General features: G+C 70.7%; 33 protein-coding genes. 17 read left to right on the top strand and 16 right to left on the bottom strand.

The annotated features are described in order from the left end of the window. Positions 1–98: 98 nt before the first annotated feature. Together NAG42_RS11905 and NAG42_RS11900 are read right to left on the bottom strand one after the other, a co-directional pair. Positions 99–734, bottom strand: coding sequence for an SRPBCC family protein (locus tag NAG42_RS11905; protein ID WP_250030275.1), 636 nt, complete (start codon positions 732–734; stop codon positions 99–101). After that, positions 727–1,083 carry an ArsR/SmtB family transcription factor gene (locus NAG42_RS11900; RefSeq protein ID WP_250030274.1) on the bottom strand — a complete coding sequence of 119 codons (357 nt, stop codon included), beginning with the start codon at positions 1,081–1,083 and terminating at the stop codon, positions 727–729. Before NAG42_RS11900 ends, NAG42_RS11905 begins: the two co-directional genes overlap by 8 nt. A gap of 84 nt (positions 1,084–1,167) precedes the next feature. Between NAG42_RS11900 and NAG42_RS11895 the strand changes: the two genes are divergently transcribed. From NAG42_RS11895 to NAG42_RS11885, 4 genes are all read left to right on the top strand, one after another. Then, complete coding sequence (locus NAG42_RS11895) at positions 1,168–2,070, top strand: alpha/beta fold hydrolase (protein ID WP_250030273.1); 903 nt, start codon at positions 1,168–1,170, stop codon at positions 2,068–2,070. A gap of 82 nt (positions 2,071–2,152) precedes the next feature. Continuing rightward, positions 2,153–3,538 carry an OFA family MFS transporter gene (locus NAG42_RS11890; protein WP_308201143.1) on the top strand — a complete coding sequence of 462 codons (1,386 nt, stop codon included), beginning with the start codon at positions 2,153–2,155 and terminating at the stop codon, positions 3,536–3,538. Then, positions 3,535–3,633, top strand: a complete 99-nt coding sequence (locus tag NAG42_RS45485) for an MFS transporter small subunit (protein WP_438872391.1) — start codon at positions 3,535–3,537, stop codon at positions 3,631–3,633. The genes NAG42_RS11890 and NAG42_RS45485 overlap by 4 nt, the downstream gene beginning before the upstream one ends. Positions 3,634–3,706: 73 nt before the next feature. Then, positions 3,707–4,117, top strand: a complete 411-nt coding sequence (locus NAG42_RS11885; protein WP_250030271.1) for a hypothetical protein — start codon at positions 3,707–3,709, stop codon at positions 4,115–4,117. A gap of 3 nt (positions 4,118–4,120) precedes the next feature. Here NAG42_RS11885 and NAG42_RS11880 read toward each other — a convergent pair whose 3' ends face one another. Further along, positions 4,121–4,552 carry a cytidine/deoxycytidylate deaminase family protein gene (locus NAG42_RS11880; protein ID WP_250030270.1) on the bottom strand — a complete coding sequence of 144 codons (432 nt, stop codon included), beginning with the start codon at positions 4,550–4,552 and terminating at the stop codon, positions 4,121–4,123. Between the two features lie 77 nt (positions 4,553–4,629). Between NAG42_RS11880 and NAG42_RS11875 the strand changes: the two genes are divergently transcribed. Next, complete coding sequence (locus tag NAG42_RS11875) at positions 4,630–5,763, top strand: epoxide hydrolase family protein (protein WP_250030269.1); 1,134 nt, start codon at positions 4,630–4,632, stop codon at positions 5,761–5,763. Between the two features lie 172 nt (positions 5,764–5,935). Here the strand turns inward: NAG42_RS11875 and NAG42_RS11870 are convergent, their stop codons facing one another. The 4 genes from NAG42_RS11870 to NAG42_RS11855 all read right to left on the bottom strand — a co-directional run bounded on the left by NAG42_RS11870 (position 5,936) and on the right by NAG42_RS11855 (position 10,572). Beyond that, on the bottom strand, positions 5,936–6,562 hold the full coding sequence (locus NAG42_RS11870; protein WP_308201142.1) for a threonine ammonia-lyase: 627 nt from the start codon (positions 6,560–6,562) through the stop codon (positions 5,936–5,938). A gap of 362 nt (positions 6,563–6,924) precedes the next feature. Next, positions 6,925–8,508: a hypothetical protein gene (locus NAG42_RS11865; RefSeq protein ID WP_250030267.1), complete on the bottom strand. Its 1,584-nt coding sequence runs from the start codon at positions 8,506–8,508 to the stop codon at positions 6,925–6,927. A gap of 66 nt (positions 8,509–8,574) precedes the next feature. Continuing rightward, the gene (locus NAG42_RS11860; protein WP_250030266.1) at positions 8,575–9,714 is read right to left on the bottom strand and encodes a hypothetical protein; all 1,140 of its coding nucleotides are present in this window, start codon (positions 9,712–9,714) and stop codon (positions 8,575–8,577) included. Positions 9,715–9,942: 228 nt separating this feature from the next. Continuing rightward, complete coding sequence (locus tag NAG42_RS11855; protein WP_250030265.1) at positions 9,943–10,572, bottom strand: TetR/AcrR family transcriptional regulator; 630 nt, start codon at positions 10,570–10,572, stop codon at positions 9,943–9,945. Between the two features lie 90 nt (positions 10,573–10,662). Here NAG42_RS11855 and NAG42_RS11850 point away from each other — a divergent pair, with 90 nt between their 5' ends. From NAG42_RS11850 to NAG42_RS11840, 3 genes are all read left to right on the top strand, one after another. Next, entirely contained in the window at positions 10,663–11,640 is a 978-nt protein-coding gene (locus NAG42_RS11850; protein ID WP_250030264.1) for an SDR family NAD(P)-dependent oxidoreductase, read from the top strand. Between the two features lie 185 nt (positions 11,641–11,825). Next, the gene (locus NAG42_RS11845; RefSeq protein WP_250030263.1) at positions 11,826–13,247 is read left to right on the top strand and encodes a tetratricopeptide repeat protein; all 1,422 of its coding nucleotides are present in this window, start codon (positions 11,826–11,828) and stop codon (positions 13,245–13,247) included. Positions 13,248–13,398: 151 nt separating this feature from the next. Continuing rightward, on the top strand, positions 13,399–13,683 hold the full coding sequence (locus NAG42_RS11840; RefSeq protein ID WP_250030262.1) for a hypothetical protein: 285 nt from the start codon (positions 13,399–13,401) through the stop codon (positions 13,681–13,683). A 7-nt stretch (positions 13,684–13,690) separates the two neighbouring features. Here the strand turns inward: NAG42_RS11840 and NAG42_RS11835 are convergent, their stop codons facing one another. Genes NAG42_RS11835 through NAG42_RS11810 form a run of 6 tightly spaced genes read right to left on the bottom strand, consistent with a single transcriptional unit; the run spans position 13,691 to position 16,602 of the window. Next, positions 13,691–14,446 (bottom strand): sulfite exporter TauE/SafE family protein, encoded by a 756-nt coding sequence (locus tag NAG42_RS11835; RefSeq protein WP_250030261.1) that lies wholly within the window; start codon positions 14,444–14,446, stop codon positions 13,691–13,693. Continuing rightward, positions 14,443–14,937 carry an LURP-one-related/scramblase family protein gene (locus NAG42_RS11830; RefSeq protein WP_250030260.1) on the bottom strand — a complete coding sequence of 165 codons (495 nt, stop codon included), beginning with the start codon at positions 14,935–14,937 and terminating at the stop codon, positions 14,443–14,445. Before NAG42_RS11830 ends, NAG42_RS11835 begins: the two co-directional genes overlap by 4 nt. An 11-nt stretch (positions 14,938–14,948) precedes the next feature. Next, complete coding sequence (locus NAG42_RS11825) at positions 14,949–15,125, bottom strand: glycosyl hydrolase-related protein (RefSeq protein WP_250030259.1); 177 nt, start codon at positions 15,123–15,125, stop codon at positions 14,949–14,951. Next, a complete protein-coding gene (locus tag NAG42_RS11820) occupies positions 15,122–15,658 on the bottom strand; it encodes a glycoside hydrolase family 38 C-terminal domain-containing protein (RefSeq protein ID WP_250030258.1) in 537 nt (178 codons plus the stop codon). Before NAG42_RS11820 ends, NAG42_RS11825 begins: the two co-directional genes overlap by 4 nt. 15 nt (positions 15,659–15,673) lie before the next feature. Next, positions 15,674–16,426 carry a glycoside hydrolase family 38 N-terminal domain-containing protein gene (locus NAG42_RS11815; RefSeq protein ID WP_250030257.1) on the bottom strand — a complete coding sequence of 251 codons (753 nt, stop codon included), beginning with the start codon at positions 16,424–16,426 and terminating at the stop codon, positions 15,674–15,676. Beyond that, positions 16,423–16,602 (bottom strand): hypothetical protein, encoded by a 180-nt coding sequence (locus NAG42_RS11810; RefSeq protein WP_250030256.1) that lies wholly within the window; start codon positions 16,600–16,602, stop codon positions 16,423–16,425. Before NAG42_RS11810 ends, NAG42_RS11815 begins: the two co-directional genes overlap by 4 nt. Positions 16,603–16,784: 182 nt before the next feature. Between NAG42_RS11810 and NAG42_RS11805 the strand changes: the two genes are divergently transcribed. Further along, the gene (locus NAG42_RS11805; RefSeq protein ID WP_250030255.1) at positions 16,785–17,357 is read left to right on the top strand and encodes an NADPH-dependent FMN reductase; all 573 of its coding nucleotides are present in this window, start codon (positions 16,785–16,787) and stop codon (positions 17,355–17,357) included. On the opposite strand, the gene NAG42_RS11800 is transcribed toward NAG42_RS11805, so the two are convergent. Next, positions 17,332–19,185, bottom strand: a complete 1,854-nt coding sequence (locus tag NAG42_RS11800) for an AfsR/SARP family transcriptional regulator (RefSeq protein WP_250030254.1) — start codon at positions 19,183–19,185, stop codon at positions 17,332–17,334. The two genes, NAG42_RS11805 and NAG42_RS11800, sit on opposite strands and share 26 nt — an antisense overlap. A gap of 50 nt (positions 19,186–19,235) precedes the next feature. Here NAG42_RS11800 and NAG42_RS11795 point away from each other — a divergent pair, with 50 nt between their 5' ends. From NAG42_RS11795 to NAG42_RS11780, 4 genes are all read left to right on the top strand, one after another. Further along, on the top strand, positions 19,236–20,093 hold the full coding sequence (locus NAG42_RS11795) for an alpha/beta fold hydrolase (RefSeq protein WP_250030253.1): 858 nt from the start codon (positions 19,236–19,238) through the stop codon (positions 20,091–20,093). A gap of 28 nt (positions 20,094–20,121) precedes the next feature. Continuing rightward, the gene (locus tag NAG42_RS11790; RefSeq protein WP_250030252.1) at positions 20,122–20,622 is read left to right on the top strand and encodes an RICIN domain-containing protein; all 501 of its coding nucleotides are present in this window, start codon (positions 20,122–20,124) and stop codon (positions 20,620–20,622) included. 68 nt (positions 20,623–20,690) lie between these two features. Then, on the top strand, positions 20,691–21,953 hold the full coding sequence (locus tag NAG42_RS11785; protein WP_250030251.1) for a hypothetical protein: 1,263 nt from the start codon (positions 20,691–20,693) through the stop codon (positions 21,951–21,953). A gap of 7 nt (positions 21,954–21,960) precedes the next feature. Next, on the top strand, positions 21,961–22,947 hold the full coding sequence (locus tag NAG42_RS11780; protein WP_250030250.1) for a TIGR03617 family F420-dependent LLM class oxidoreductase: 987 nt from the start codon (positions 21,961–21,963) through the stop codon (positions 22,945–22,947). On the opposite strand, the gene NAG42_RS11775 is transcribed toward NAG42_RS11780, so the two are convergent. Continuing rightward, positions 22,919–23,833: an alpha/beta hydrolase family protein gene (locus NAG42_RS11775; RefSeq protein ID WP_250030249.1), complete on the bottom strand. Its 915-nt coding sequence runs from the start codon at positions 23,831–23,833 to the stop codon at positions 22,919–22,921. The two genes, NAG42_RS11780 and NAG42_RS11775, sit on opposite strands and share 29 nt — an antisense overlap. Before the next feature lie 71 nt (positions 23,834–23,904). Then, positions 23,905–24,201, bottom strand: coding sequence for a DUF427 domain-containing protein (locus NAG42_RS44865; RefSeq protein WP_250030248.1), 297 nt, complete (start codon positions 24,199–24,201; stop codon positions 23,905–23,907). A gap of 356 nt (positions 24,202–24,557) precedes the next feature. On the opposite strand from NAG42_RS44865, the gene NAG42_RS11765 reads away from it, so the two are divergent. The 4 genes from NAG42_RS11765 to NAG42_RS11750 all read left to right on the top strand — a co-directional run bounded on the left by NAG42_RS11765 (position 24,558) and on the right by NAG42_RS11750 (position 26,692). Then, positions 24,558–24,920: a hypothetical protein gene (locus NAG42_RS11765; protein ID WP_250030247.1), complete on the top strand. Its 363-nt coding sequence runs from the start codon at positions 24,558–24,560 to the stop codon at positions 24,918–24,920. 73 nt (positions 24,921–24,993) lie between these two features. Next, positions 24,994–25,461, top strand: a complete 468-nt coding sequence (locus NAG42_RS11760; protein WP_250030246.1) for an aminoacyl-tRNA deacylase — start codon at positions 24,994–24,996, stop codon at positions 25,459–25,461. A gap of 30 nt (positions 25,462–25,491) precedes the next feature. Continuing rightward, positions 25,492–25,842: a UBP-type zinc finger domain-containing protein gene (locus NAG42_RS44860; RefSeq protein ID WP_250030245.1), complete on the top strand. Its 351-nt coding sequence runs from the start codon at positions 25,492–25,494 to the stop codon at positions 25,840–25,842. A gap of 31 nt (positions 25,843–25,873) precedes the next feature. Continuing rightward, positions 25,874–26,692, top strand: a complete 819-nt coding sequence (locus NAG42_RS11750; RefSeq protein ID WP_250030244.1) for a metallophosphoesterase — start codon at positions 25,874–25,876, stop codon at positions 26,690–26,692. Positions 26,693–26,725 lie beyond the last annotated feature (33 nt).

Genomic DNA, 26,725 nt, shown 5'->3' with positions numbered 1-26,725 from the left:
GGCGCACCGCCGTCGTTCCGCTCCGGCCCGACCGGATCGTGCTCGGCCGGGCGGACGCTCAGGCTGCCTGGCCGGATCGTGCTCGGCCGGGCGGACGCTCAGGCCGCCTGGCCGGTGTAGAAGCCGAACGTGCGCTCACCCGCGGCCCGGGCCGCCTCGGGGTCGGTGCCGTCGGCGATCGAGGCCTGGACCCAGGCGTCGCTGGCCTGGCGGTAGAAGGACTTGCCCTCCGGGGTCTCGTGCCAGGTGGCCATCGATGCCGGGTCGGGGGCGGTCGACGGGTCGGCCAGGTGGTTGGCCAGGCCGTAGAGGGCGCCGTCCCAGCCCACCCCGGTGGCGCCGGGGCCGAACTGGTCCCACCACTCGTCGGCGACGTGGGCGACGTGCTCCAGCTCGAAGCGGGTGCTGTCGCCCTCGGGGGTCAGGCGCACCTCGATCCAGCTCACCTGGTCGGCGAACTCCCAGGTGGCGGAGTATCCGCTGGGCGGGTCGCACCGGTTGATCGTGCCGCCCGCGTTGCCGATCAGCTGGTAGCGGCCGCCCTCCTTGAGCTCGCCCTCGACCGGCAGGAACCAGCGGGCGATGCGCTCGGGGTTGGTCACCACATCCCACAGGTCCTCGATGCCGGTGTCGTAGACCTGGCTGATCGTCTGGACGCGCGCCTCGCCCGCCTCGAGCGTGCGGCGGCCCTGCTGGCGGCGCACGGTGCTGATCTGGGTATCGACGTCAAGCATGGCGTTCCCCTTCTGGTGAATTGAGTCGTCGCTGCCGTTTGCCCCGAGCCACCTCGGTCTCCATGGCGGCCAGGCGTGGAGCCCAGAACCGCCGAAACCGCGCGAGCCAGGCGTCGGCCTCGCGCAGCGCGGTGTCGTCGACCGCGTAGAGGCGGCGGGCTCCCTGCGGGCGCACGGTCGCGAAGCCGTTGTCGCGCAGCACCCGCAGGTGCTGGGAGACCGCCGGCTGCGAGATCCCGAACTCGGCCCGGATCACGTCGGTGACGGCCCCGGAGCTCTGCTCACCCTCGGCGAGCAACTCCAGGATCCGGCGCCGGACGGGATCTCCGAGTACATCGAACGCGTGCACGAGACGTACGGTATCAGCTGACCCTTATATAAGCGAGCGCTGAAACTGGTGGTTCCGCCGATGGCCGTTCCGGGGCGATGCGGCATGCTGATCGAGAACGCGCTGGGGAAGGGGAATCACGTGCCGGACGTGCGGGCCAACGGGATCGATCTGCGGTATGAGACGGCGGGGAGCCCGGACGACCCGGACCTGCTGCTCATCATGGGTCTGGGTGCACAGCTCATCGACTGGCCGGCGGGCTTCGTCGACGAGCTGGCCGGGCACGGCTTCCACGTCGTGCGCTTCGACAACCGCGACGCGGGACTGTCCACGGCGTTCGACGACCTGCCCCCGCCCGACCTGGCCGCGATCTTCGGCGGTGACCTGGCCACGGCGCCCTACCTGCTCAGCGATCTGGCCGCCGACACCGCGGCCTTGATCAAGGAGCTCGCTCTCGAGCCGGTGCACGTGGTCGGTGTCTCGATGGGCGGCATGGTCGCCCAGCAGTTGACGATCGACCACCCCGACCTGGTGGCCAGCCTCTGCTCGATCATGTCGATGACCGGCGACCGGGCGGTCGGCCAGGCGACGCCGGAGGCCGCGGCCGCCCTGATGCGGCCGCCCGCCACGACCCGCGAGGAGATCATCGCCGGGTCGATCGCCACATCCCGGGTCATCGGCTCGCCCGGCTATCCCACGGCCGAGGCCGAGGTGCAGCGGCGGGCCACCGCGAAATTCGAGCGCAGCTACGGCCCGGCCGGCGTCCGCCGGCAGTACGCGGCGATCGTCGCCTCGCCCGACCGGACAGCCGCGCTGGCCTCGGTCACCGTGCCCACGCTGGTCATCCACGGCGAGGACGACCCGCTGATCAACGTGAGCGGCGGACGGGCCACGGCGGCCGCCGTCCCCGGCGCCGAGCTGCTGGTCATCCCCGGGATGGGGCACGATCTGCCGCAGCCGCTCTGGCCCACGATCATCGACGCGATCGTCGCCAACACCCGGCGCTGAGTCTCCGGTTGCCGCCCCGGGCCGGAGGGTCGATCATGAAGATCGATACCCTCCACCGGGGTTGGGAGGCGCCACCTTGTCCCTGCTCACCAGGCTCGACCGCGCACATTCCGTGGCGCCGCCCGGCTTCAGCCGCTGGCTGATCCCGCCCGCGGCCCTGTCGGTGCACCTCTGCATCGGCCAGGTCTACGCGACGAGCGTCTACAAGAACTCCTTCGTCTCACACTTCGACGCCAGCCAAACCTCCATCGGCATCATCTTCAGCATCGCGATCGTGATGCTGGGTCTGTCGGCGGCGGTCGGCGGCACCTGGGTCGAGCGCAACGGCCCGCGCAAGGCGATGTTCGTGTCGGCCTGCTTCTGGGCGGCCGGCTTCCTGATCAGCGCGCTCGGCATCAGCACCAAGCAGCTGTGGCTGGTCTACCTCGGCTACGGCGTGGTCGGCGGCATCGGTCTCGGCATCGGCTACATCTCGCCGGTGTCGACGCTGATCAAGTGGTTCCCCGACCGGCCCGGCCTGGCCACCGGTCTGGCCATCATGGGCTTCGGCGGCGGCGCGCTGATCGCCAGCCCGGCCTCGCGGCAACTGCTCTCGTTCTACGACGACAGCTACGACCCCAACGTGGCCACCTCGGTCGCCTCGGGCAGCTCGCTGGTCGCGCTGTTCCTGACGCTCGGCATCGCCTACTTCTTGATCATGATGTTCGGCGTGGCCAACATGCGGGTGCCGGCCGACGACTGGAAGCCCGACGGCTGGGACCCGGCCTCGGTCAAGGCGAAGCCGCTGGTCACCACGGCCAGTGTCTCGGCCGCCAACGCCATCCGCACCCGCGCCTTCTGGCTGCTCTGGATCGTGCTGTTCTGCAACGTGACCGCCGGCATCGGCATCCTCGAGCAGGCCAGCCCGATGATCCAGGACTTCTTCCGTACGGAGGGGATCTCCAGCGTCAGCGTCGCGGCGGCCGGTGGTTTCGTCGGCGTGCTGTCGCTGTTCAACATGGCCGGCCGGTTCGCCTGGTCGACCACCTCCGACCTGATCGGCCGCAAGCCCATCTACATGGTCTACCTGGGCGGCGGCGTCATCCTCTACCTGTTGCTGGCCACGGTCGGCGACGCCGCCACGGCGCTGTTCGTCCTGCTGGCCGGGGTCATCCTGTCGTTCTACGGCGGTGGTTTCGCGACCGTCCCGGCCTACCTGCGCGATCTTTTCGGAACGTTCCAGGTGGGCGCCATCCACGGCCGTCTGCTGACCGCCTGGTCGGCCGCCGGAGTGGCCGGGCCGCTGATCATCAACGGCTTCCTGGACGCCCAGGGCAAGCCGGGCACGCTGACCAGCTCGGCCTACCAGCCGGCCCTGTTCACCATGGTCGGCATCCTGGTCATCGGCTTCGTGGCCAACCTGTTGATCCGGCCGGTCCCGGAGCGTTACCACGAGCCGGCCACGCGTGCGAAGGAGGTCGCGGCATGAGCGCCCGTCTCGTCCTGTCCTGGCTGCTGGTGGCCGTCCTGCTGGGCTACGGCATCATCCAGACCGCGATCACCGCGGCCAAGCTCTTCCAGTAGTCCGCGTCACCCCGCTGCCCGGGTCCGCCACGGCGACCCGGGCAGCGTTGCGGATCGATGTCACGGTTGATCCATGAACTTCCTCGGTCCCCATCCGCTGTGTGCCGAGTGCCGCCGGGTCAACGGCGGGCTCCTGGCGGTCGGCCATCGGCAGGTGCACGTCCGGGCGTACGGGAAAGGGGCCTGCGTCGATCGGGGACTGGCCGGGCTGTTCGCCGTGCTGTGGGCGGTCTGCGACACCCGGAGCTGCTGCGAGGACTCCGGTGGCGAGGCCTATGTGGTGCCGACCGAGGACACTTTCGACGCCGCCGATCGGATGCTGAGGCGCCTCGGTCTCTGGCCCAGGACCGGCGACGGTGCCCTGTGGTTCACCAGGCCGGCCTGGTTCGAGGACGCCGGCCTGGTCAGGCGGGCGCTCGACGGCCGCGAGTCCCGGTGGATAGTGACGGACCGGCGGTTCCAGGCCCTGCGGCGACCGGACTGAGGGTCAGAGCAGGTGGGTGTTCGCGGCCCGGGCCCGTTCCGCGAAGGCGGGCAACTCGACCACCTGGACGCCGGCGGCGGTCAGCAGGGCCACGCCCTCGCACGTCACGAACAGATCGGGCTCGCGCCAGGCGATCACCACGCGCGGGATGCCGGCCGCGATGATCAGGTTGGTGCAGGTGGCGGCGGGCCGGCTGGAGCGTTTCGAGCACGGTTCGAGGCTGCTGTAGAGAGTCGTGCCGCCGAGGTCGTCACCCGCCCGGAGCAGCGCCGACTCCTCGGCGTGGACCAGCGGGTCGACATCACGCGACCAGCCGCGGGCGAGCTCGGTGCCGTGCCCGTCCACGATCACGGCCCCCACCGCGAACGCCGTCGACGAACGCGGCGACCGATGAGCCAGCTCCACCGCACGGCTCATCCACCGCTCGTCATCCATTCCGCTCCCGTCACCCCTCATTGCGGACAGGCCACACGATAAACCCCCACCCTTTCCGTACCCGGTAGCCTGCGCGCATGTCGCTGCGGTTCGAACCCTTCCAGGCGTACGTGGGGGAAGCTGACCTGGCCGACCTGCGCGCCCGGCTCGCCCGCACCCGCTGGCCCGAACCGGCCCCGGCGACCCAGGGCATCCCGCTCGAGGTGGTGGCCGAGCTGTGCCGCCACTGGGCGACGGACTACCGCTGGCGGGCGGCCGAGGACCGGTTGAACGCCTACCCGCAGTACCTCGTCGAGCTGGACGGGGTGAAAGTCCATGTGCTGCACGCCCGCTCGCGCGAACCGGGCGCCCTGCCGCTGATCCTGACCCACGGATGGCCCGGCTCGGTGCTCGAGCTGGTCGGGCTGGCCGGCCCGCTGACCGACCCGGTCGGCCACGGTGGCTCCGCCGAGGACGCGTTCGACGTGGTGATCCCGTCCCTTCCCGGGTACGGGTTCAGCGGCCGGCCCACCGAGCCGGGCTGGGGAGTCGAGCGCATCGCCGCCGCCTGGGCGCAGCTGATGGCCGGCCTGGGCTACCAGCGGTACGGCGCGGCCGGCAGCGACTGGGGGACCAGCGTCTCCAGCATGCTCGGTGTGCTCGACGCCTCGCATGTGGCGGGCCTGCACCTCGTACCGCCGCTGGCCGGACCGGACCCGGACGCCGAACTCACCGCCGCCGAAGGCGAGGCCCTGGCCCGGATGCGCGAACGCGGGCGAACGTCGTCGGCCTACTCGGAGGTGCACCGCACGGCGCCGCAGACCATCGGGTACGCGTTGCTGGACTCGCCGGCCGGGCTGTGCGCGTGGCTGGGGGAGAAGCTGCTGGCCTGGGCCGATACTCCGCTGACCCACGACCAGATCCTCGACCAGGTCACGCTCTATTGGCTGACCGGCACCGCGGCGTCGTCGGCCCGGCTCTACGCCGAAAGCATCTCGACGGTGTCGGGCTGGATCACCGGAGCCACCGCCGACCCGGTGCGGGTCCCGGTCGGCGCGTCCCTCTTCCCGGCCGAGGTCCCCCACCCGTCCCGCCGGTGGGCCGAGCGCCGCTACCCCGACATCCGTTACTGGGCCGAACACGACCGGGGTGGGCATTTCCCGGCCCTCGAGGTGCCCGACCTGCTGGTGGACGACTTGCGGGCCTTCTTCCGCCCGCTGCGCCACGCTTGACGGGCATCACCATTTCCGCGAGCCACCCCTTCGATCGCCGGGAACTGTTCGCGCATCTCACTCAGCGCGACGCGCCCTCAGCCTTCGGCTCGCTGCCCGCTCATGACGCCGGGGGCTGGGACGTCACTCGGTGTGAAGCAGCCCCGTGCCGGATGGATTGAGCCGGGGTCTGTCAGGGGGTGACCCAACGGTGGTAGACGTCCAGGTCGACGTTGCCTCCACAGATGATCGTGACCACGTGGCGGCCGGCGAAGCGGTCCGGGTCTTCGAGGACGGCGGCGATGCCGAGAGCGGCCGACGGTTCGACGACCAGACCGGCATACTCCAGCAGCAGCCGCATCCCCGTGACGATCGATGCCTCACGCACGAGGACCGCGTCGTCGGCCACCTGGAGAAGGTCGTCCAGCACCGCGGGGATGGGATACCGGCCGGCCACGCCGTCGGCGATGGTGTCCACCGAGTCGGTGGTGACGACCCTGCGCGCGCGCCAGGACAGCGTCAAGGCCGGTGCGCCGAGCGGTTGCACGCAGACCACCTCGACCCCGGGTGCCAGGGCTTTCAGGACATGGCCGACTCCGGTGGCCAGGGCACCGCCGCCGAGGGCGATCAGGACGACGTCGCCGGCGGCCAGAGCGCCGGCCAACTCCAGGCCGATGGTCGCCGCACCCTCGCAGGTCTCGATGTCAAGGCTGTCCTCGACCAACCGGACGCCGCGCTGACGCGCGATGGCCGCCGCCCGTTCGCGGGCCACCTCGAAGTCGCCGTCCACCAGCTCGAGACGCGCCCCGAAGGACCGAATCCGGTCAATCTACCCGGCCATCGAGTCACCTCAGCAGTGTCGATCAATCCGGCGAGGGGTAGCGCGGAAGACCTACTCGGGGCTGTCCCCGAGTCGGCGGGTGTTCGGGCGGTCCCACACCGGACGGTTGTCACCCGCTCGGCCAGAGTTTCCCGGCAGGTCGTGCGGATGCAGTCGCCGGTACTGCTTACGCTGCTGCTGGTCGCGCCGTCTGCGCCGGCGCTGCAGCGCTTCAACAATGAGGTCGAGAAGGGTCCGCTGCGGGCGTCCGCGCTTCGGCATGACGATCAGTGTTCCACCATGGTGACGCACGTCCTCATCAGGTGGCCCGTCATGAACGTCAGCATCTGGCGCTGTCGCGGCTAACGCTGGGTCGCGCTCAGGGCTTCGAACTCGGCTCGTTCCGCGTCGGTCAGCTCGATGTCGAGATGCGAGAGCTGAACTCGCAGCACCGACATCGTGTCGGCGGGCCTTCCTTCATCGAGGTCGGCTCGGAACGACATGACGAGCCAGGCCGGCAACCGGTCGGCCAGGCGGTCCACCAGCTTCGTCATCCGGCTTACGAGAGCAGCGCGTTGAGCGATCTGGCCCGCGGTCGCCACCTTCAGTTGTTCGAGGTCGGGCAGCTCGGGATGAGTGCCGAGGTTCGCGCGTCGGCGAATCGTGGCGAGCATGTCCTGAACGTCGGTGTAGGCCAGAGCGACGTGGTCGGGAGCCGCGAGGATGTCGGCGCAGGGACGTTCTATCCGTACCCGTAGCTTGTTGCCGCCGCGCCGGGCCGAGATCCGTGCCGGATGCTCCACCACGAGGTCGTACCAGACCTCAAGGACATCGTCCGACGCCGCGGACCACCAGGTGAGCCACTGCGGCTCGCTCAGCTCATCGAGGAGAAGATGCAGTGCCGTGTCGTAGACGTCGGGCACGGCGTCGTCGGTCGCCCCGCCCACCACGACGATCCGCGGCACCGACTCCGGGGAGTTGGCGCCTTCACCACGGACATTCACCACGGGCAGGGGCACGACCGCGGTGACACACGGTCCCTCGTCAGGATCGATCTGCACTGTCGTGCTGCCGTGCCAGCGCAGCGTGGCAGCGGCCCGGCGGAAGACGGATGCGGCTCCGGCGGTGACCATCTCGGCCGAGCAGGCGACCAACGTGTCGTCCGCGACCCGCCGGATCTCCACGACGCCTCGACCCCAACCGTCGTCGGTGATGGTGAAGACCGGGCGGGCGAGATATTTACGTCCCGGTGACGTCTTCGCCGGTCCGACCCACCGGAACCGCAGATCGTGGGCAACGACGTGGGCGCGGGCGGCCTCGAGCGCTTCGGGGTCCCATCCCCGGGCTTGAGCCATTCGCAGCGCAGCGGCGTGCATCACGTCCAGCACCAGGGCCGCCCGGGCCGGCGCCGGCAGCGCTGCCACCCCGTCGGGCAGGTATACCCCGGCCATCTCGAATCCTTCGGCAGGCTCGGTGAACACGATCACCTCGACGTCGGTGCGTCCGGGTTCGTGGTCGAAACAGTGCAGCCGCAGCTGGGAGTGTCGCGCCTGGACCCGCGTCGGGCGTACGCCCTCGCTGTACAACTCGCCGATTCCCCGAGCGCTGCGCACGAACGCGTCCTCGTCCGGATCCTCAATCCACGGCGCGTCCACAAAGCCGGTCTGCGGCCAAAATTCGACCGTACGCAACATCGCCACCTCGACAGCCAACCCTTCCGCACACCGAATACATGCCCCTTTCCCGCTCAACGCTGCGATCCGCTTTGCCGCTACGCGCTCGAAGACCAAAGGCAATCGTGCCGGGCGACGACAACGGTTGCCTGCGCTCCAGTTCGCCGTCAGCAACGCCGGTGACCACGTCAAGGCCGCGCTCAAGGCCGACGGGCCGCGCGCCCGGGAGTTGACCGCCGTCCTGATCGAAGCCCGACGCCAGTATTCCAGCATTCGGCCGGAATGACCTTCGTGGCCTGGTGCGCAGGCATCCGCTCGTGCCGATGTCCGGGCAACGGGTCAAACCTGTCGTGGCCGGCCTGACCTCAGAGCGCGTTCCGCTTTTCTCTCGACCTGGCGCCGGCCGAATTTGTTGACCAAGGCGAGATAGCAGAGGGCCGGCGTGTGGGGAGCCAGCATGTTTCGGTCCCACTCCTCGCCGATGAATCGGAAGACCGAGTCCGGATCGAACGGGATGAGCTTGAGTTCCGTGTTCTCGAACTTGTCGGCTACGCCGCGGCTTCGTTTGGCAATGACCTCACTGCCCTTCATCGAGCGAAGGGTGCCGACGAAGAGTGCTCCCCACTGATGCATGTCGGTGTCCAGTGATATGGCCAGGAGCTCCAGCAGATATTCCCGCTCATCGACACCGAGCTCCTCCCGTATGCCGCGCCGCATGACCCGATAGATGTCCGGGGGATTCCGGCCGTCGGGGTCCAGGTCGCGGGACATCGCCTCGTTCGCCGACGAGTTCCACACTCCCGGTCTCGAGCCCACATGATTGCTCCGGCGCGCAACGATCAGCTGATCATCGGCGGAGATCAGGGCCACATTGGTCCCGAAACTCGACGACATGAAGGGCGGAACGTCTTCGTAATCTCGGTCTCCGATGTATTTGCCTCGTAAGGTGCTGCCATCGGAGAGGTGGCGTTCGTGGTCCTTGGTGGCCAGGAAGGTGAAATAGTCCGATTCCTGTAGTTGCAGACAGATCTCTGGGCGCTCTTCGTCGATGGTGCGGCTGATGGTGAGCCCTTTGACGGCATAATTCTTGCCGTTCCAGAATCGCTGTCTTCCCTCGGCCTCGAGCCGGTCCTGTTCTTTACCGATCTCGTGCGCCCATGCGGCAACCTCATCAGGGACCTCGACGAAGCGGGGTTCGATGCGGACGCTCACGCGCTGTTCGTCTATCACCTGCTCGCCGTCGCCCTCGACGATGAGGAGTGGGGTGTCGACGTGTCCTATGGAGAAAGTCGGAGAGGCCTCTTCTTGTTCGCGTCCCACCGCGACGACGAATTTCGCCTTGATGCGGCGGAATCGGCGGCCGAAGTATTTCCTGACGTTCAGTAGCGTGTCCTCGAACATGACCGAGACGAGAACTCCGAGGATGGCGCCGACGAAAAGGCCCAGCGGACCCGATGACACGGATTGCAGCAGATCCACGAAGAGTTCCCCAATTATCCCTCGGCGTCGACATGATGGTAACCTCTGCGCGCAACGTCGGACAATCGCTTCTTTCCATGCCGATCCCGGCCGATCGCATCGACCACGGTGGAGTCGGCGTCCTCCTCACAAGAGTGACTATCCACCCGACGGAATTCGACCCTGGGCGCCCTGTCAGCTCCAGTTGAACGACTCCTGCCGCATGGAATGTGCGGGTGAGCGTCGCTGTCAGGATCGTGGCGCTCTGGTGCCTGTGGAGACCTGTTTGCCGACATCGGCTCCGGGCAGGAACAAGTCGATGGCAATGGTCATTCGTTCGACGAATTCTGTCCGCGTGGCCACCTCGTGCTTGATGCCGGCGGCGGTGCTCCTGAGTGTCCAGGCCATGTCGCCCGCCATGCTGGGCCGGGCCGGTAGGGCGTCGGCCAGAGCGTGCGTCAGCATCTCGAGGAAGCGCTCGGGGTAGGCCGTGACGATCTGGCCCAGCAGGGCGGGATTCGTGTCGATCAGGACGGCGACCTCGCTCGACAAGGCGCCGACATAGCGACCGGTCCACAGGTCGAAAGCCTCGATCAGCCGGTCGCGGATCGGGCGCTCGAAGTCACTCAGCACCTGGCCCGCCATCTCGAGGTCACGGTCGAGGGCGTGGACGACGGCGGCCCGGAACAGATTTTCCTTGGAGGAAAACAAGAAATAGAGCCCGGGACGGGAGATGTCCGCGGCGCGAGCCACATCATCCATCGACGTCTTCCGGTATCCGAAGCGCGCGAAGGTGCCGAGGGCGACCGTCAGGACGTGCTCCCGCCGAGCGCTGTCGCGCTGCCCTCCGGAAGCCTCGGCCGTCTGTGCGTCACTCATGGAGCCAGCCTAGCAGGCCACTGAACCAACTAAACAATCTAAGTATGATGCGTATAGTGGCGGCGACTGGTCCATTGCTCAGGAGGCATCATGACGACCGCTCAACCACTGATCACGACCGGTTTCCACGCCGCCAGCACCGCCGACGACGTAGTGCGGGGCGTCAACCTCACCGGAGTGCGGGCCGTCGTCACCGGCGCCTCGTCGGGAATCGGCGTGGAGACGGCCCGCTCCCTCGCGCGGGCTGGCGCTGAGGTCACCCTGGCCGTGCGCGACGTCGAGGCGGGCACGAGGGTGGCCCGGGACATTCAAGAGTCCACCGGCAACCACCACCTCCACGTGCGGGCCCTCGACCTCGCCGACCGGGGTTCGATCGCGGCGTTCACCGAGCGCTGGACCGGGCCGCTGCATCTGCTGATCAACAATGCCGGCGTGATTCTCAGTGATCTGCGCCGGACCCCGGAAGGGTGGGAGCACCAGTTCGCGGTCAACCACCTCGGCCACTTCGCTCTGACCCTCGGCCTCCACGGCTTTCTCGCCAAGGGCGCCCGCGAGCGCGGTGGGGCCCGGGTCGTCGGGGTCAGCTCAACGGCACACATGAGGTCGCCGGTCGTCTTCGACGACCTCCACTTCGAGCGACGCGCTTATGATCCGCAGGCCGCGTACGCCCAGTCCAAGACCGCCAACTCCCTGTTCGCGGTCGAGGCGACCCGCCTCTGGGCCGCCGACGGCATCGTCGCCAACACGGTCAACCCCGGAGGCGTCGCAACCGGGCTGCAGCGGGACTTCACCCAGCAGCAGAAGGACTATCTGGCGGCGGCCGAAGCGGCGGGCGCCTTCACCTACAAGACCGTGCAGCAGGGCGCCGCCACCACTCTGGTCGCGGCGGTCGCGCCCGAGTTCGCCCACACCGGCGGCCACTATCTCGATGACGGTCGCGAGGCCAACACGGTCCCCGACGACGCCGACCTGTTCACCAACAGCCACGGCGTCAAGGAGTGGGCGCTCGATCCCGACGCCGCGAAAAGGCTGTGGGCGGTGTCGCTGGAGATGATCCACCACGCTTAGCGGCGACAATGCGACTGTCTGCTCCAGGTCGGGCGGTTGATGGTGTCCGGTGTCAGTCGGCCCGGTGCGGTCACAGAGGCTGGTCGGAACCCGTTGCCGAAGGGGCGATCCGGGGTTCTCCGCCGCCGATTCTCAGCTTTGCCGCTGCGTGGCCGATCGTGGACGCCGTGGATGGCCGAGCCGCGATGACGCCGCCTTCGACTGCGGTTCCGGCGGCGCTTGTCGAGGAGTGGGTGGCGGCCGCCGACGAGGTGGACGCCTTCGAGGTGGCGTTGTCACTCGCCGCGAAAGTCAGCCGCGACGATGAGGCCGAGCTGGATCGGGCCCGGCTTCTGTTGATGGTGGGCCGGCCGGGGGAGGCTCTGGCGGTCCTGGCCCGGCAGCACTTCGTGGAACTCCCGGCCGAACCCGGAGCTTCGTGGCCGTACCTGTTGTTGGCTGCCTGCCGAGCGGCGGTGGGCGACGATGACGCGTACCGCCGGCTGTTGTCCGTCGTGGCGATGGTGCCGGGCCGGTGGGAACCGCTGTATCTCGTCGGGGCCGCGGCTGAGCAGCGTGGCGACTACGGCACGGCGGATCAGGCGTGGACGGCATTGGTGCAGGTTCACCACGTCGTCACGCGGTTCACGCTGGCGCGTTTCCTGGCCGGCGTTCTGGCTCGGCGGGATCGCGACGATTCCCGGGCGACCCTGCGGGCAGTGGTCGAGGAGTTCCTCGTACGGGATCCCGACCTGCGCACCAATCCGCGGCCGATCCTCGCGGCCGCCGAGAACCTGCGACGTCGCGGGGATCACGCGGGTTCCGCGCTGCTGCTGCGGGCCGCCGGTAGCCGCTTGCCGGGTGTTGACGCGCTGCAGGCCACCACGATCCGGCGTCCGGCTCCGCTGCGGTGGATGCACGTGCCCCTGCTCGCGGTGGCGGCGGCCATCGCGGTCTGGTGCGACCTGCCGCCTCTCGTCCTCGCCGGGTTGGTGCCGGTGCTGGTGGTGCGAGGCATCGCCGCCAGGTCGAGGGTGCGGGGTTTCTCCGCCGCGGACAGCGCGGCCTGGCGCGCGGCGCTGCGATGGCGGCAGGGACCCACGGCTCGGTCGGTGGACACCGAACAGATGCTCGTCGGCGGTCTGGTGGCGGCGATCGTCTGCACCGCCTCCGTGCCGATCGCCGGCGCCTTCGCCGGAGCAGTGGCCGGCCGACCGGCGGCGATCGCCCGCACCGTGCAGTATGCGGCGGTCAGCGGTCTCGTCTTCGCCGCGTTGAGTGTTCTGCTCACCGGCGCCGGTCTCGGACTGCTCGCCCTGGCCCGCCGGCACAACTGGCGTACCGAGCGGCGCGCGCGCCAGGCCTCGGATCGGTACCGCCTGTCCGACGCCGGTGACTGCCGATGCTGGCGGACGACGGCTCTGACCGGAAGCTACGCCGCCGCCTACCTCGGACGGCACCTGACCCCAGCGATGCCGGGCTCCGCGCTGGGCCGCTGCCCGTCCACCGGCGCGCTCTGGCTGGCCACGACCGACGAGGAGAATGGACAACTGCTGCTGTTGCGCGGCGCCGACCGCCCAGCCTCCGACCCTTCCGCGCAACCGAAGACCGCCAACGGCTACCTCTGACCGGTTTGCGGACCCGCCCCCGGAGCGCACCGCGGCCGGTAGCACGGGCCGCCGATCGGAAGGTGCCTAGGATGCGTGTGTGCCCAACCTCTAAGTGGCCGCTGACCAGGCTTGGCGGGCTTGTCTCGGAGTCCTGCCCGAAACCGAGGAGGTGACGGGTGACGAGTTCGTGCGGGAGTTGCGGTTCCCGGTCTCCGATGTCGAGGAAGTCCAGATCACCTGGGACGTCACCGATGACAGTGTCCGGGTCCGTCACCGTCGGGACGGCCGGGTCGTGTGCGACCTGTTCCGCGAGATGGCGACCCTGCTGACGGTGGCCGGAACGGGGCCGGGCGCGGAAGTCATTGTCGAGTACGGCTCCGACGGCTGGTCCGGACGCGCCCGCATCCAGGTTCTTCCCGCGGTCGTCATCGAGGACACGCTGCTGCGGTCCTGAGACGCACTCACGTCAGGAACAGCGCGACGGCGACCACCACCGCGAAGGCCACGATCGTCCAGCGGAGGACCTCGGAGGGCAGGTGGCGGGCTATCTTGGCGCCGGCGAAGCCGCCTATGACGGTGGCTGGGGCCAGGACGGCGACCACCGCCCAGTTGACCGGGCCGAAGACGCTGTAGGTCAGGACTGTGGTCGCGCCGACCACGGCCGAGAAGACGTTCTTCAGGGCGCCTATCCGGCGGAGCGGCTCATCGAGCACCAGGGCCAGCGCGGCGATCAGCAGCAGGCCCATCGCGGCGTTGAAGTAGCCGCCGTAGAGGCCGCACAGAAAGACCGCGACCTGCACCAGCACCGTCACCTTGCGCGGCGAGTTGTCACGCGGGTGGCCGGCCAGCGTGCGCAATCTGCCTTGGAACGCCATCATCGCGGCCGCGAGCAGCAGCAGGAACGGCACGACCACGTCGAAGACGCCGCGTGGGGTGAACAGCAGCAGCGCGCTGCCGCTCAGGGCACCGACCACGATCGTCGGGATGATGGTCAGGATGCGGCGGCCCTGGCCGGTCAGGTCGGGGCGGCTGCCGACGGCGCTCGCCGCGTAGCCGGGGGCGACCGAGAGCGCGTTGCTGACGTTCGCGGCCACGCCCGGCAGCCCGAGGGCGACGAGCAGCGGGAAGGTGATCAGCGACCCGCCGCCGGCGATCGCGTTGACCGTGCCGGCGGTCAGGCCACCGCCCAGCAGGGCGAGGATCTCCCAGACGCTCAATTGTCGTCGTCGCTCTTGTCCCGGTCGAGAGCCAGATCGAGGGCGAGCACACTGCCGATGATCAGCAGCGGCTCGATGCCCGCCGCGACCCGGACGGCGTAGGTGTCGCGGATGGTCAGCCAGCGCTTGGAGACCGCGGCCACCTCTTCGCCGCCGCGCTCGATGACGTATTCGTGGTCGAGCAGGTTGCCCTTCATCTCCAGGTCGTCGGGCCCGGGCACGTCGATGGTGAACTTCTCGCGGAACGGCGTGAACAGCTTCTTGCGGACCTCGGCCGCCTTCTCGCCACCGATCCGGATCTCGTACGTGGGTCGCATCGCGACCAGGTGCCGGTGCAGCGTCGCGACCTCCTGCCCGGCCGGGTCCTCGATCACCACCTTGTTGCGGACGCTCAGCACCTTGCCGTCGACGTGAAACAGCTTGGTGCCGTGCTCGTCGAGCACATCGAAGTCGTCGCCGATCGAGAAGAACCGCTCCCTGATGACATACATGGGGTGATTCTTCATGATTCGCGGGTGAGTCGCAGGGTGGTGATCTGGAACGGGCCGAGCGACAGCCGGTCGCCGGCCGGGCGGGGATCGCGGTCCAGCAGATCGACCTCGGTGACCGTCGTCGCGAAGTCCGCCCGGAGAACGCCGGTGGCGCGGCCACCCCGTGTCTCGTGCAGCCGGACGATCACGTCCCCCGACCGGTCGTCGGCCGCCGCCCGCGTGGCCGTGTCGTCCCCGGCCACCACGGCGAAACGGAACGTGTGCCGCCCCCGGTCGGTCGCCGGTCCGGGTAGCGCGGCGCCCGCAGCAGCGTCGGCCGGAGGTCGGTGCCCCCGGGGATCCGGCGCACGTCACAGCCGTACGTCGAGTCGTTGACCACCCCGACCCCGAGCCCCGGCTCGGCCACGTGCACCCACCGGTGCGAGCAGACCTCGTACTGCGCCTCGTCGGCCAGGGTGTTGTCGTGGGCCGGCCGCTCGATCGAGCCGTACTGGGTCTCGTACCGCGCTCGCAGGGTGTGCACCGCTACCGGCATCGAGGGCTTGAGCAGATGCTCGCTCTCCTGCCAGTCGGCGTCGACGGTGATCTCCAGCCGGGGCGTGTCCGGGAGCATCGCGTACGTCGTGCGGAACGTCGACGCCCCATGCCGGTGCACGACCGAGACACCGTCCTCAGTGGTCTCGACGACCGCGAACCCCAGAGCCACCGGGTTCCGCAGCACGTGCCGGTCGACATCTCAGGCATCCCAGCGCACCGGTTCGTCCCGGAAGAGCCGCAGCACGCCGAGCGGCCCCGCGGCGAGCTCGCGCCCGTTCCGCAGGTCGGTCAGCGAGCTCACGTGCCCGTCGGCGTCGAGCGAGGCGCGCAGGATTCCGTTGTCCAGCACGCCCGCACCCGGCGGCACCGCGCGCCGGTCCCGCACGACCTCCCACCCCGGCTCGCCGCCGGTCGGCGCCAGCGCCCGCAACTGCTTCTCCAGCCGGGCATACGTCTCCCGCGCCTCGCGGTGGACCCACGAGATCGACGACCCGGGCAGGATGTCGTGGAACTGGTGCAGCAGCACGGTGCGCCACGCCTCGTCGAGCTCGTCGTACGGATAGGGCACCCCATCGCGTACGGCGGAAGTGGCCCGCAGATATTCGACCGACCGCAGCAGCGCCTCGGCCCGGCGGTTGCCCTGCTTCATCGCGATCTGCGAGGTGAGCGTGCCCCGGTGCAACTCGAGGTAGAGCTCGCCGGCCCACACCGGCGCGCCGCCCACCGGCACGATGCGGCCCTCGGCGACCCGCTGCCGCACCCGCTCGAACAACTCGGGGTGGTCCCCTTGCACCCAGGCGTACTGCTGGGCCGACGACATCGCGTACACGAGCTCGGGGTCGGTCTCCATCAGCGTGAGCACGTTGGCCGGCGTGCGGGCCACTTTGCGGCGGGTCTCGCGCAACGGCCACAACCAGGCCGAGTCGATGTGCGCGTGCCCGACGGCGGTCATGTGGTGCGCGCCGGCCTGCCCGGCCCGGTCAGCCGCACCCACCCGTTGCGCGGGTGAAGGGCCTTCACCGGTACGCCGTCCGGCCGGTACACGAGCCCCTCGCAGTGCCCGCCCACCGAGTGGTCGAAGCAGCCCAGGTCGAGCACCAGCTCCACCGGCCGGTCGCTCGCGGGCACGCTCCCGCGTCACCCCGCCAGTTCGGCCGGGCGAAGCACGGGGTTACTCCTCGTCTGCGCGGGAACTGTCCCGGAGGGATGCATAGCGATGTGATGTATCCGACTCGGCGGGGCCGGAAGAACTGGGCCCCGATATTGTTGCGGACGCAAGTAAACACCGTACGGGAAGAGGGAAACGCGTCGTGAGTGAGCTCAATCTGCTGGTGGTTGTCGGGAGCACGCGGCCGGGACGGGTCGGCCCGAAGGTCGCCGAGTGGTTCGTCGACGCGGCCAAGGCGCACGGCGGTTTCCAGGTGTCCGTGGCCGACCTGGCCGAGGAGAACCTGCCGCTGCTCGACGAGCCCCACCACCCGCGCCTGCAGAACTACCAGCACGACCACACCAAGCGCTGGAGCGAGAAGGTCGCCGCGGCCGACGCCATCGTCTTCGTGATCCCCGAATACAACTACGGCCTGGGTGCCGCCTTCAAGAACGCTCTCGACTACCTGCACGCCGAGTGGAACTACAAGGCCGCCAGCGTGGTCAGCTACGGCGGTGTCTCGGCCGGCACCCGTTCCGCCCTGCAGCTGCAGAGCTCCGCGTACGCCCTGAAGCTCTTCATGATCCCCGAGTCGGTGAACATCCCGTTCGTCCACAGCCTCATCCAGGAGGGCGAGCTGCGGCCCACCGAGATCATGACCGCCGCCGCCACCAACGCCCTCAACGAGCTGGCCAAGGTGGCCGAGGCCCTCAAGCCGCTGCGCGCCGCACAGTAGCCAGCAGGTCGTCGATCGGCCCGGCGTCGAGGACGCCGCTGCCCGCGGCGAGCTGGCCGGCCGCCGGAGCGAGCGCCGTGAGCGTCCGCGCCGCCGCGGCCGGGTCACCGACAGCCACCGCGGCCCGGCCGATCAGGCACCACAGCGCTTCGGACAACAGATCGGCGGGCGGGTCCGGGACACCACGCAGGGCGTCTCGGGCCTGCTCCGTCCGGCCCTCGGCCAGCAGGACGTGCGGTTGCGCCCACGGCGTATAGGGGCCGTAGCCGAGCGTGTGATCGGGGCGGTCCAGGCTGAGCAGGGCCAGGGCGAGCAAGCCGTGCTCCAGGCCGGGCATCCCGGTGCCGGCGAGATGGTCGGCGGCGGCCCGGTAGGCCGACGGGGTGGCCTGGCGCATCGCGCGGTACCACTCGGTGAAGACCGTGGCCAGCGGCAGCTCGTGCTCGGCGGCCAGACGGTCGGCGGCCGCGGCATGGGTGTCGGCGGCGGGGAAGTCGGCCAGCGCCGAGCGGGACTGCACGCGGATCAGGTGGCCCAGGACCTCGTACGTCGGGAGCTTGTGCCCGGCCGCGAGCGTGATCAGCTCGACGCCGATCCCGTCGCGCTCGGGGGCCAGGCCGCAGCGGTGGAAGGTCTGCATGAACAGGCCGTTCAGGGCGAACGCCAGCAGGCGCGGGTCGTCCAGGTCGCGGGCCGCGGCAACCGCCTCGCCGGGCGTCGGGCCGGCCGTCGCTCCGCGGGTCTCCAGCGCGATCGTGGCCAGCAGCCGTACCCGGGCGGCGCCCCGCGCGGACGGCAGGGCCCGGCGGGCGGCGGCGACGATCTTCCCCGCGCGGGCCGGGTCGTCCGAGCGCGTCCAGATGGCCGGCACGTCGTAGGCGCCGATCACCCGTGCGATCAGGGCCGGGTCGCCCAGCTCCTCGGCCGCGGCGATCGTCGCCATGCGGTGCCGTCCGGCTGCCTCCAGGCCGCCGCCGCCCCCGGTGACCGCGAGATCGCGGAGCAGGCCCACCGTGGAGTCGAGGCGGGCCCGGGCGCCGACGTTGCGTTCGTAGTCGGCGGCCGCGTCGGCCAGGACGGAACGCACCGGGATGTCCTGCCGGAGGATGCTCGCCTCCAGCTCGCGCAGAGCCGGACCGGGGTCGAGTCCGAGCCGGTCGACCAACTGCTCGCGGGCCCGGCGCAGCACGGCCAGCGCGTCGCCCTGCCGGCCGGTGCGGTAGAGGCTCAGGGCCAGCAACCGCCACCCCTCCTCGCGCCACGGGTGCTCGGCCACGTGGGCGTCGAGGTCGGGAACGGCCTCGGCCGGTGCACGCGACGCGGCGAGCAGTTCGACCGCCCGCAACCGCAGCTCGGTCAGGCGGGCGCGCTCGGCCCGGGCCCAGGGCGCCTCGGGGAAGTCGGCGTAGGCCGGGCCGCGCCACCAGCTCAGGGCCTCGGCGAGTGCTGCGGGCGTCGCCATCGCCTGCTCGAAACGCCAGGCGTCCACGGTGTCGGGTGCGGCTCGCAGCGCGTAGCCCGGGCCCTCGGTGATCAACAGGGCCGGGGGAGTGCGGGGGCGGCGATCGGGCTCGAGCGCGCGGCGCAGGGCCGCGACGAACGTGCGTACGGCGGAAACGGCACCCTCGGGCGGGGCGGTCCAGAGATCGTCGACCAGGTGACCGACCGGGACGACGCGGCCGCGGGCGACGATCAGGCGGGCCAGCACGGCCCGGTGCATCGGGCCCCTCAGCGCGATCGGCTCGCCGGCCGGATCCCAGGCAGTCACCGGGCCGAGCACTCCGAAGCCCAGCACTCCGAAGCCCAGCACCCCGAAGCGGACCGTCACCCGCACACCGTACTCATCCGCTGCTCATCCGTGCTCCGCAGACTCGCAGCATGTCCCAGCAACGAGTACGAGTCGACGACGATGTAGAGCTGTTCGTGCGGGTGGAAGGCAGCGGCAGCCCGATCGTGCTGCTGCACGGGTTTCCGCAGACCCATCTGATGTGGCGGCACGTGGTGGCCGACCTCGCCCAGGACCACACCGTGATCACCCCGGACCTGCGGGGTTACGGCGCCAGCGACAAGCCGGCCGAGGCCGGGCCGGACACCTACGCCAAGCGGACCATGGCCCGCGACGTCGTGCGGCTGGCCCACGAGCTCGGGTACGACCGGTTCGCGCTGGCCGGGCACGATCGGGGCGCCCTGGTGGCGATCCGGGCCGGGCTCGACCACCCGCAGCACGTCACCCACCTGGCGTCGCTGGACGTCCTGCCGACGCTGGACATGTGGGAGGTCATGCACGGTGTGTCGGCCGCGGTCGGGTTCCACCTCTACCTGATGGCCCAGCCGCCGGGGCTGCCCGAGCGCATGATCGCCGCGTCGGCCGACGAGTTCTTCGGGCACTTCCTCGACCTGTGGATCCAGGACCCGGCGGCCATCCCGGCCGAGGTGCGGGCGGCCTACCTGGACGCGTGCCGGGGTGCGGTGCCGTCGATCGTGGCCGACTACCGGGCGTCGGCCGGCATCGACGTCGAGCACGACCGGGCCGACCGGGCCGCCGGCCACGTCCTGAGCATGCCGGTGACCGTTCTCCAGCAGGACTGGGGTTCGATGCTCGGCTTCGACGCGGCCGCGCTGTGGCGGGCCTGGGCGCCGGACCTGCAGCACATCCCGGTGACCTCCGGGCACTTCATGGCCGAGGAGGCGCCGGCCGAGGTGGTCAAGGCGCTGCGGGAACTGCTACGCCGATAGAAGCGGACAAATCGGGTAAAGTGCCGGCATGCTGCGCCGTGCTCTCGCTCTCGCCCTGGCCGCCCTGGTGGTCGTCCCGGCTGTCCCGGCCCAGGCCGCGCCGGCCCCGATCGACCTCGTGGGCCTCGACTTCCACGTGATCAACGCGGGCAGCCGGTGGTGCCTCACGTCGGAGCTGACCGAGCTGCCGTGCGCGCCGACCGATCCCTACCGGTGGCGGTTCCGGCCGGCCGGCGTCGCGGGCACCCTCGAGCTGCTCAGCGTCAAGACCGGGCGGTGCCTGAGCATGCCGGGCGGCACGCGGGTCGAGGGGGCCCGCGCGGGGCTCGAGCCGTGCGCGGCGACCCCGGCCCGGCGGTGGGTGCTGCGGGACTCGACGGGCGAGACGGCCAAGCTGGTCAACACGAACAGCGAGAAGTGCCTGCGGATCGAGAGCGGCGTCGCGGTGCAGGGGTCGTGCGCCGGCACGGCCGGGTCGCGGCGCTGGACCGTACGGGTCCTCAGCATGCCGATTCCCGGCCTGGCCTGACGCTTCCGTTCGACCGGGGTGGATGCCATCGTGGTGACCGATGGACCTCCCCGGCCGAACGGAGAGCGATGCGCCGTGCCACGAGCCTGTACCTCGCCCTCCTGGCGGTGGGGATGCTCACCCTCACCGCGGCCGTCGTCGTCTCGCGGCCGGCCGCACCCTCGGCGATCGCCGCCCGCGGTCATCCCGCGCCGGTCACCCCCTACGACCAGGCCGTGGCCACCCTCGCGGCGCAGTCCCAAGCACTGCTGAGCGGGGACGAGCAGGCCTGGCTGGCCGCCGTCGACGCGCCGCTGCGCAAGCGGTACCGCAGCATGTTCCGCTCGCTGCGGGCCCTCGAGGCGACCCGGTTCGACTACCGGCCGGGCATCGGGCGGCCGGTCAAGGGTGACCCGGCCGCGCTGGCCATCCGGACCGAGATCTCCTATTGCCTCGGCGTCGACATGTGCCCCGGCGAGCCCGGGAGCAAGTGGCAGCAACCGCCCCGCATCGAGCAACGGCTCACCATGCGCCCGGTCGCCGACCGGTACGTGATCAGCGCCGTCGCGCCCGGCCCGAGCGATGATCCCCGCCGCCCCGCCCCCTGGGAGAACGGCGAGCTGGTGGCCCTGCGCGGCACCCGCGTGACCCTGATCGCCGCGCCCGCCCAGCGCCGCCACCTGGCCGAGGTGCTGCCCGTCGCCGAGGCGGCGGCCCAGGTCGACGACCGGTTCGCGGCCCTGATCGGCACGCCGCAGGCGCGCTACCGCATCTACCTGGCCGGCGAGGCGCAGTGGCGCAGCTGGTACGGCGGCGAGGACGACAACTGGGCGATCGGCCTGGCCATCCCGCTCAACATGTACGGCATCGACGTCATGCTGCGGATGACCGAGCTCGACGACAACCCGGTCATGCTGCGCGTCGCCCTGCAGCACGAGCTCGGCCACGTCGTGACCCTCTCCGGCGCCTACCGGGCCGACGCCGCCGAGGACACCTGGCTCAGCGAGGGCATCGCCGAATACATCGGCTGGTCGCCCCTGCGAGCCAACCGCACCCTGCGCCGCTACAGCGTGCGGTGGGCGCTCAACGGCGGCGCGCCGCAGAAGTCGATGATCCCGGCGCAGCCCGGCCCGGACGCGCCGTCACGGGCCGGCGACGCCTTCTACGGGCTGAGCCACCTGGCCGCCGACTGCATGGCCCGCAAGTACGGCGACGAGAAGCTGTTCGCCTTCGTCCGGCTGGTCCTGATCCAGGACAACGACTACGACCAGGCCGCCCGGGAGGCGTACGGCGTGCCGTTCCGGACGGTCGACCGGGCGTGCCGGACGTGGATCCGGCAGCAGGTGCTATAGCTGTCCCATGCTGGTTGACTTCGCCGCCGACGTCGCGGCCACCCCGATGCTCGTCGAGTCGGCCGCGGTGGCCGCCGAGAAGGACGGGTACGACGGGTTCGGCGCGGCCGAGACCAAGCACGACGTGTTCCCCGCGCTCGCGCTGGCCGCCCGGGCCACCTCCCGCATCACGCTGCAGTCGGCCATCGCGGTGGCGTTCGCCCGCAACCCGATGAGCGTGGCCGTGCTGGCCAACGACCTTCAGCTGATCAGTGAGGGCCGGTTCCAGCTGGGGCTCGGCTCGCAGGTGCAGCCGCACATCGAGCGGCGTTTCGCGATGCCGTGGAGCAAGCCGGCCGCGCGCATGGAGGAGTTCCTCGGCGCGATCCGGGCCGTCTGGCGAGCCTGGGGCGGGGAGCGGCTGGCGTTCCGGGGCGAGTTCTACCGGCACACGCTGATGACCGACTTCTTCAATCCGGGCCCGAACCCGTACGGAAATCCGCCGATCCTGCTGGCAGCGGTGGGGGAGCGGATGACCCGGACGGCCGGACGAGCCGCCGACGGGCTGCTCGTGCACCCGCTGACCAGCGCGGCCTATCTGACCGAGCGCACCCGGCCGGCGTTGCGCGTGGCCCGCGACGGCGACCTGGACGACTTCACGGTCTGCTTGTCGGCCATGGTCGTGCTGGGCGCCGACGAGGCCGCGCGGTCGCGGGCCGAGCAGGCGGTGAAGGGGCAGATCGCGTTCTACGCCTCGACGCCCGCCTACCGGCCGGTGCTCGAACTGCACGGCTGGGGTGAGCTGGCCGACCAGCTCAACGGCCTGTCGCGGCGGCAGGCCTGGGCCGAGATGACGGCGCTGATCAGCGACGAGGTGCTCGACACGTTCGCGGTGACCGGCGACGTGGGTGCGGGGTTGCGCTCGCGCTTCGGCGGGCTGGTCGACCGGATCTCGCTCTACACGCCGTACGAGATCGATCCGGCCCTCATCGCGCAGGTGCGGCGGCAGCTGTGAGCTCGTCCTCGAGCGTGGCGACGCCGCCGAGAGCGGCCGGGCCGGCCAGCGCGGGTTCGCCGCCGTAAAAGCTCCAGCGCAGGAAGGCGGCGGTGGTGCCGGCGACGGCCGGGAGCTCGCCGCCGGTGATCTGGTGGCCGCCGTCGGTGATCGTCAGCAGGGAGCGTGACCAGGGGATCGCCGCGTAGACCGTGCGGGCGGCGTCGTACTTCACGGAGGTGTCCCGGCGACCGTGGACCAGGAGCATGGCCGCGGCCGGACCGGTGAACGGCGTACCCAGGAAGTCGGTGCCGGCGATCAGGATGCCGGCCTTGAGCCGGTCGTCGCGGTGCGCGCTGAACAGGCCCGACGTGGTGATGGCGCCGCCCGAGTGCCCGGCCGCGGCGATCCGCGACGCGTCGATGCTCTCCTCGTCCCGCTCGAGCATGCGGGTGATCACTTCCGACGCGTCCTCGGGCTGGTCGACCAGGTCGTACGCGGTGTACTGGGACGTGCCCAGCGCGGTGTGCGGATAGCGCGGGGCGGCCACGACGAACCCGGCCTGAGCCCAGCGGGCCAGCAGGCTCGCGTAGTCGTCGGGCTGCGAGCGCAGGCCGTGGCTGAAGAGCACGAGCGGGTAGGGGCCGGGGCCGACCGGTGCCCAGACCTGGGTCGGCAGCGCCCGGCCGTCCCGGGCGAACGAGTAGTCGCGCCGGGCGACCTGCCGGACGGCGGCCGGTGGGTGGCTCGCGCTCGGGTGGTACGGGGTGACTTCGCGCGGGGCCAGCGTCGAGGCGCTCGTCGACGACAGCACGGTCCGCTCGCTCGCCGAGGCCACGCCGGTCTTCACCGCGAGCCCACCGGCCACGGCCGCCGACGCGCTGAGCAACAGGGTTCGTCTCCGCATGAGGATCACCGTGCCCGCGGAGTCTGTGCGGAACCTTGGTGTTCGCCGAGCGGCGGCCGTGAGGTGGCTCGTTACGCCGTGATCTCGATCGAGTCGACGCGGTCGGGGTAGAACGCGACGTGGTCCTTGATCTGGGCCACGGCGTCACGCGGGTTCTCGTACACCCACAGCGCGTCGACGGCCTGGTCGCCGCCGGCCGGGATCGAGTAGTACGTCGCGTCGCCCTTGTAGGGGCAGTAGGTCGAGGTCGGCGTGCGCTCGAGCAGCGACTGGTCGACGTCGCTCATCGGGATGTACGCCACGGCCGGGTAGGTCGACTCCTGCAAGGTCAGCGCGTTGCGGGTGTCGGCCACCACCTTGCCGCCCACCTTGACCACGATGTGGCCGGCGTGATGGTGATGGTGATGGGGTGGTCGGGTCCGGGCACGAGCTCGGGGCGGTTCTTGGTCATGGCTCCTCCAACTGTCGGTTCCCGAAGGCACAATCCGCTCTCGGGCATCTCCATTCCCCCTGCCCCTGGCGCATACCGCTGTCGCCACGTCAGCCGCGCCACGGTATTCGAGACACATATCCGACCTGACCTCCACCGAACGGGCGAAAGGCCGCCAATGTCGCATGCCGGGCTGTCTCCCCGTGATGGATTGGCAGGGAACTTATCGGCTCGAGGGAAGGGTGAACCATGAAAGCCGCAACGCGGATTCTGACACTCGTTGGACTGAGCCTGATGACGGGCGCGACGCTCGGGGCCGGTCCGGCCATGGCGTCGACATCCGCACCAGACACTTCGGTCCGGGCGGCCACGACGACGGCTGAGCAGCCGCGCCGCGACCGTGACTGGGTGGAGGGCTACTACGACTCCCGGCGCGACTGCGAGCGCGCCGGACAGCGGGGCGAGTGGCGCGACCGGTGGGACGACTACGACTGCGACCTGGTCCGGTTCGGTCGCCACCGCGGCGACTGGCAGCTGGAGGTCTCGAAGTCGCGGGACTGGCGCGACGACCGTGGCCGCGGCCGTGACCACGACGACCACGACAACGACAACGACGACCACGGCGACCACCGCGGCGACGACAACCGCCGCCGCTGAGTCCACGCGAAGCCAGGCCACACCCGCACCGGGTGTGGCCTGACCGCGTTCCGGCCGGCGCTACGGTGATCACATGTCGACGAATCCGGCTGAGGCCGCCGCCGCGTCACTGGGCCTGCCGTCCAAGCTGCTGCGCCACGGGCCGGTGAGCAGCGTCGCCGAGGCCGCGCAGGCGCAGGGCGTCGAGGTTCGTGACCTGGTGAAGACGCTGGTCGTGCGGCGTGCGGACGACGACTACGTGTTCGTGCTGGTGCCCGGCGACCGGTCGATCTCGTGGCCCAAGCTGCGGGCGCTGCTCGGGGTCAACCGGCTCTCGATGCCCGACGCGGCGACCGCCAAGGCGGCCACCGGATACGAGCGCGGCACGATCACCCCGTTCGGGGCGAGCACGGCCTGGCCGGTGATCGCGGATTCCCGTACGGAGGGCCGCACGATCAACCTCGGGGCGGGCGAACGCGGCGTGGGCCTGCAGGTGCCGGCCGACGAGGCCGTGCGCGCGCTCGGCGGCACCTTCGCCGATGTGACGGACGATGCGGTCTGATCTCCCCGGAGCTGGGGTAGGTTTTTCGGCGTGACGAGCGAAAACCCGATCCAGCCCGACGTTCCCCCCTCAGGCACCGGCTGCGTCGAGTGCCTCGACGCCGGCGGTTGGTGGTTCCACCTGCGGCGTTGCGCGCAGTGCGGCCACATCGGCTGTTGCGACACCTCACCGTCGCAGCACGCCACCGCCCACTTCCGCGAGACCGGTCACCCGGTCATCCAGTCCTTCGAGCCGGGCGAGGACTGGTTCTGGGATTTCTCCACCGAGGAGGCCGGCTCGGGCCCGGTGCTGGCGCCCGCGCACAGCCGCCCGGCCGACCAGACCGTCCCCGGCCCCTCCGGCGCCGTCCCGTCCGACTGGCGCACCAAGCTCAACCGATAATCGATTGCCGGGATCCTCTAGCGTCCGTCGCATGAGGATCCTGCATCTGTCGGACACCCATCTGATCCGGTCGTCCGGGCTCAACGCCGACGGCTTCGACCCCCGCGAGTCGCTGCGGCAGATCCTGCACGACTGCGCGGGGCAGGCCGGGCTCGACGCCGTGCTCGTCACGGGCGACCTGGCCGACGACGGTTCCCCCGAGGCGTACGCGTCGGTCCGCGACCTGGTCGGCGGGTTCGCCGCCGAGCGGGACATCCCGGCGCTCTACACCACCGGCAACCACGACGAGCGCAAGGCGTTCGAGGCCGCCCTCGGGCCGGTGACGACGGTGACCACGATCAAGGGCCACCGCATCGTCACTCTCGACACGCTGGTGCCCGGCAAGGGGTACGGCCGGCTGGACGACGAGCAACTGGCCTGGCTCCGCTCGGTGCTGGCCACGCCGGCCGAGCACGGCACGGTGCTGGCGTTCCACCATCCGCCGATCGCCCTCGACGTCGAGGTGCAGCACGCGCTGGGCCTGCTCAACCCGGAAGCCCTGGCCGCCGCCATCCGCGGCACCGACGTGCGGCTCATCCTGACCGGCCACTTCCACCTGCAGCTGTTCGGCCTGCTCGAGGGCGTGCCGGTCTGGGTCACGCCCGGCGTGGTCACCCGGGTCGACCTGACCGCGCCGGCCGGCACCGAGCGCGCGGCCCGTGGGGCCTCGGCCACCCTGGTCGAGCTCGGCGGCCCGCAGTCGCCGTTGCTGCACGTGCTGCACGCCCGCGACCCGCACGCGGGCCGGACCGCCTACGAGCTGGACGCCGAAGGGCTGGCCGACGTGATCGCCCGTCTCGGGAGGCCGTGACATGACCGCCCCTGTGGAGCAGTTCCTGCGGTC

This window comes from Paractinoplanes maris, assembly GCF_023544465.1.
In the GTDB taxonomy this organism is placed as follows: Bacteria; Actinomycetota; Actinomycetes; order Mycobacteriales; family Micromonosporaceae; genus Actinoplanes; species Actinoplanes maris.
This window is presented reverse-complemented; position numbering and strand designations above follow the sequence as displayed.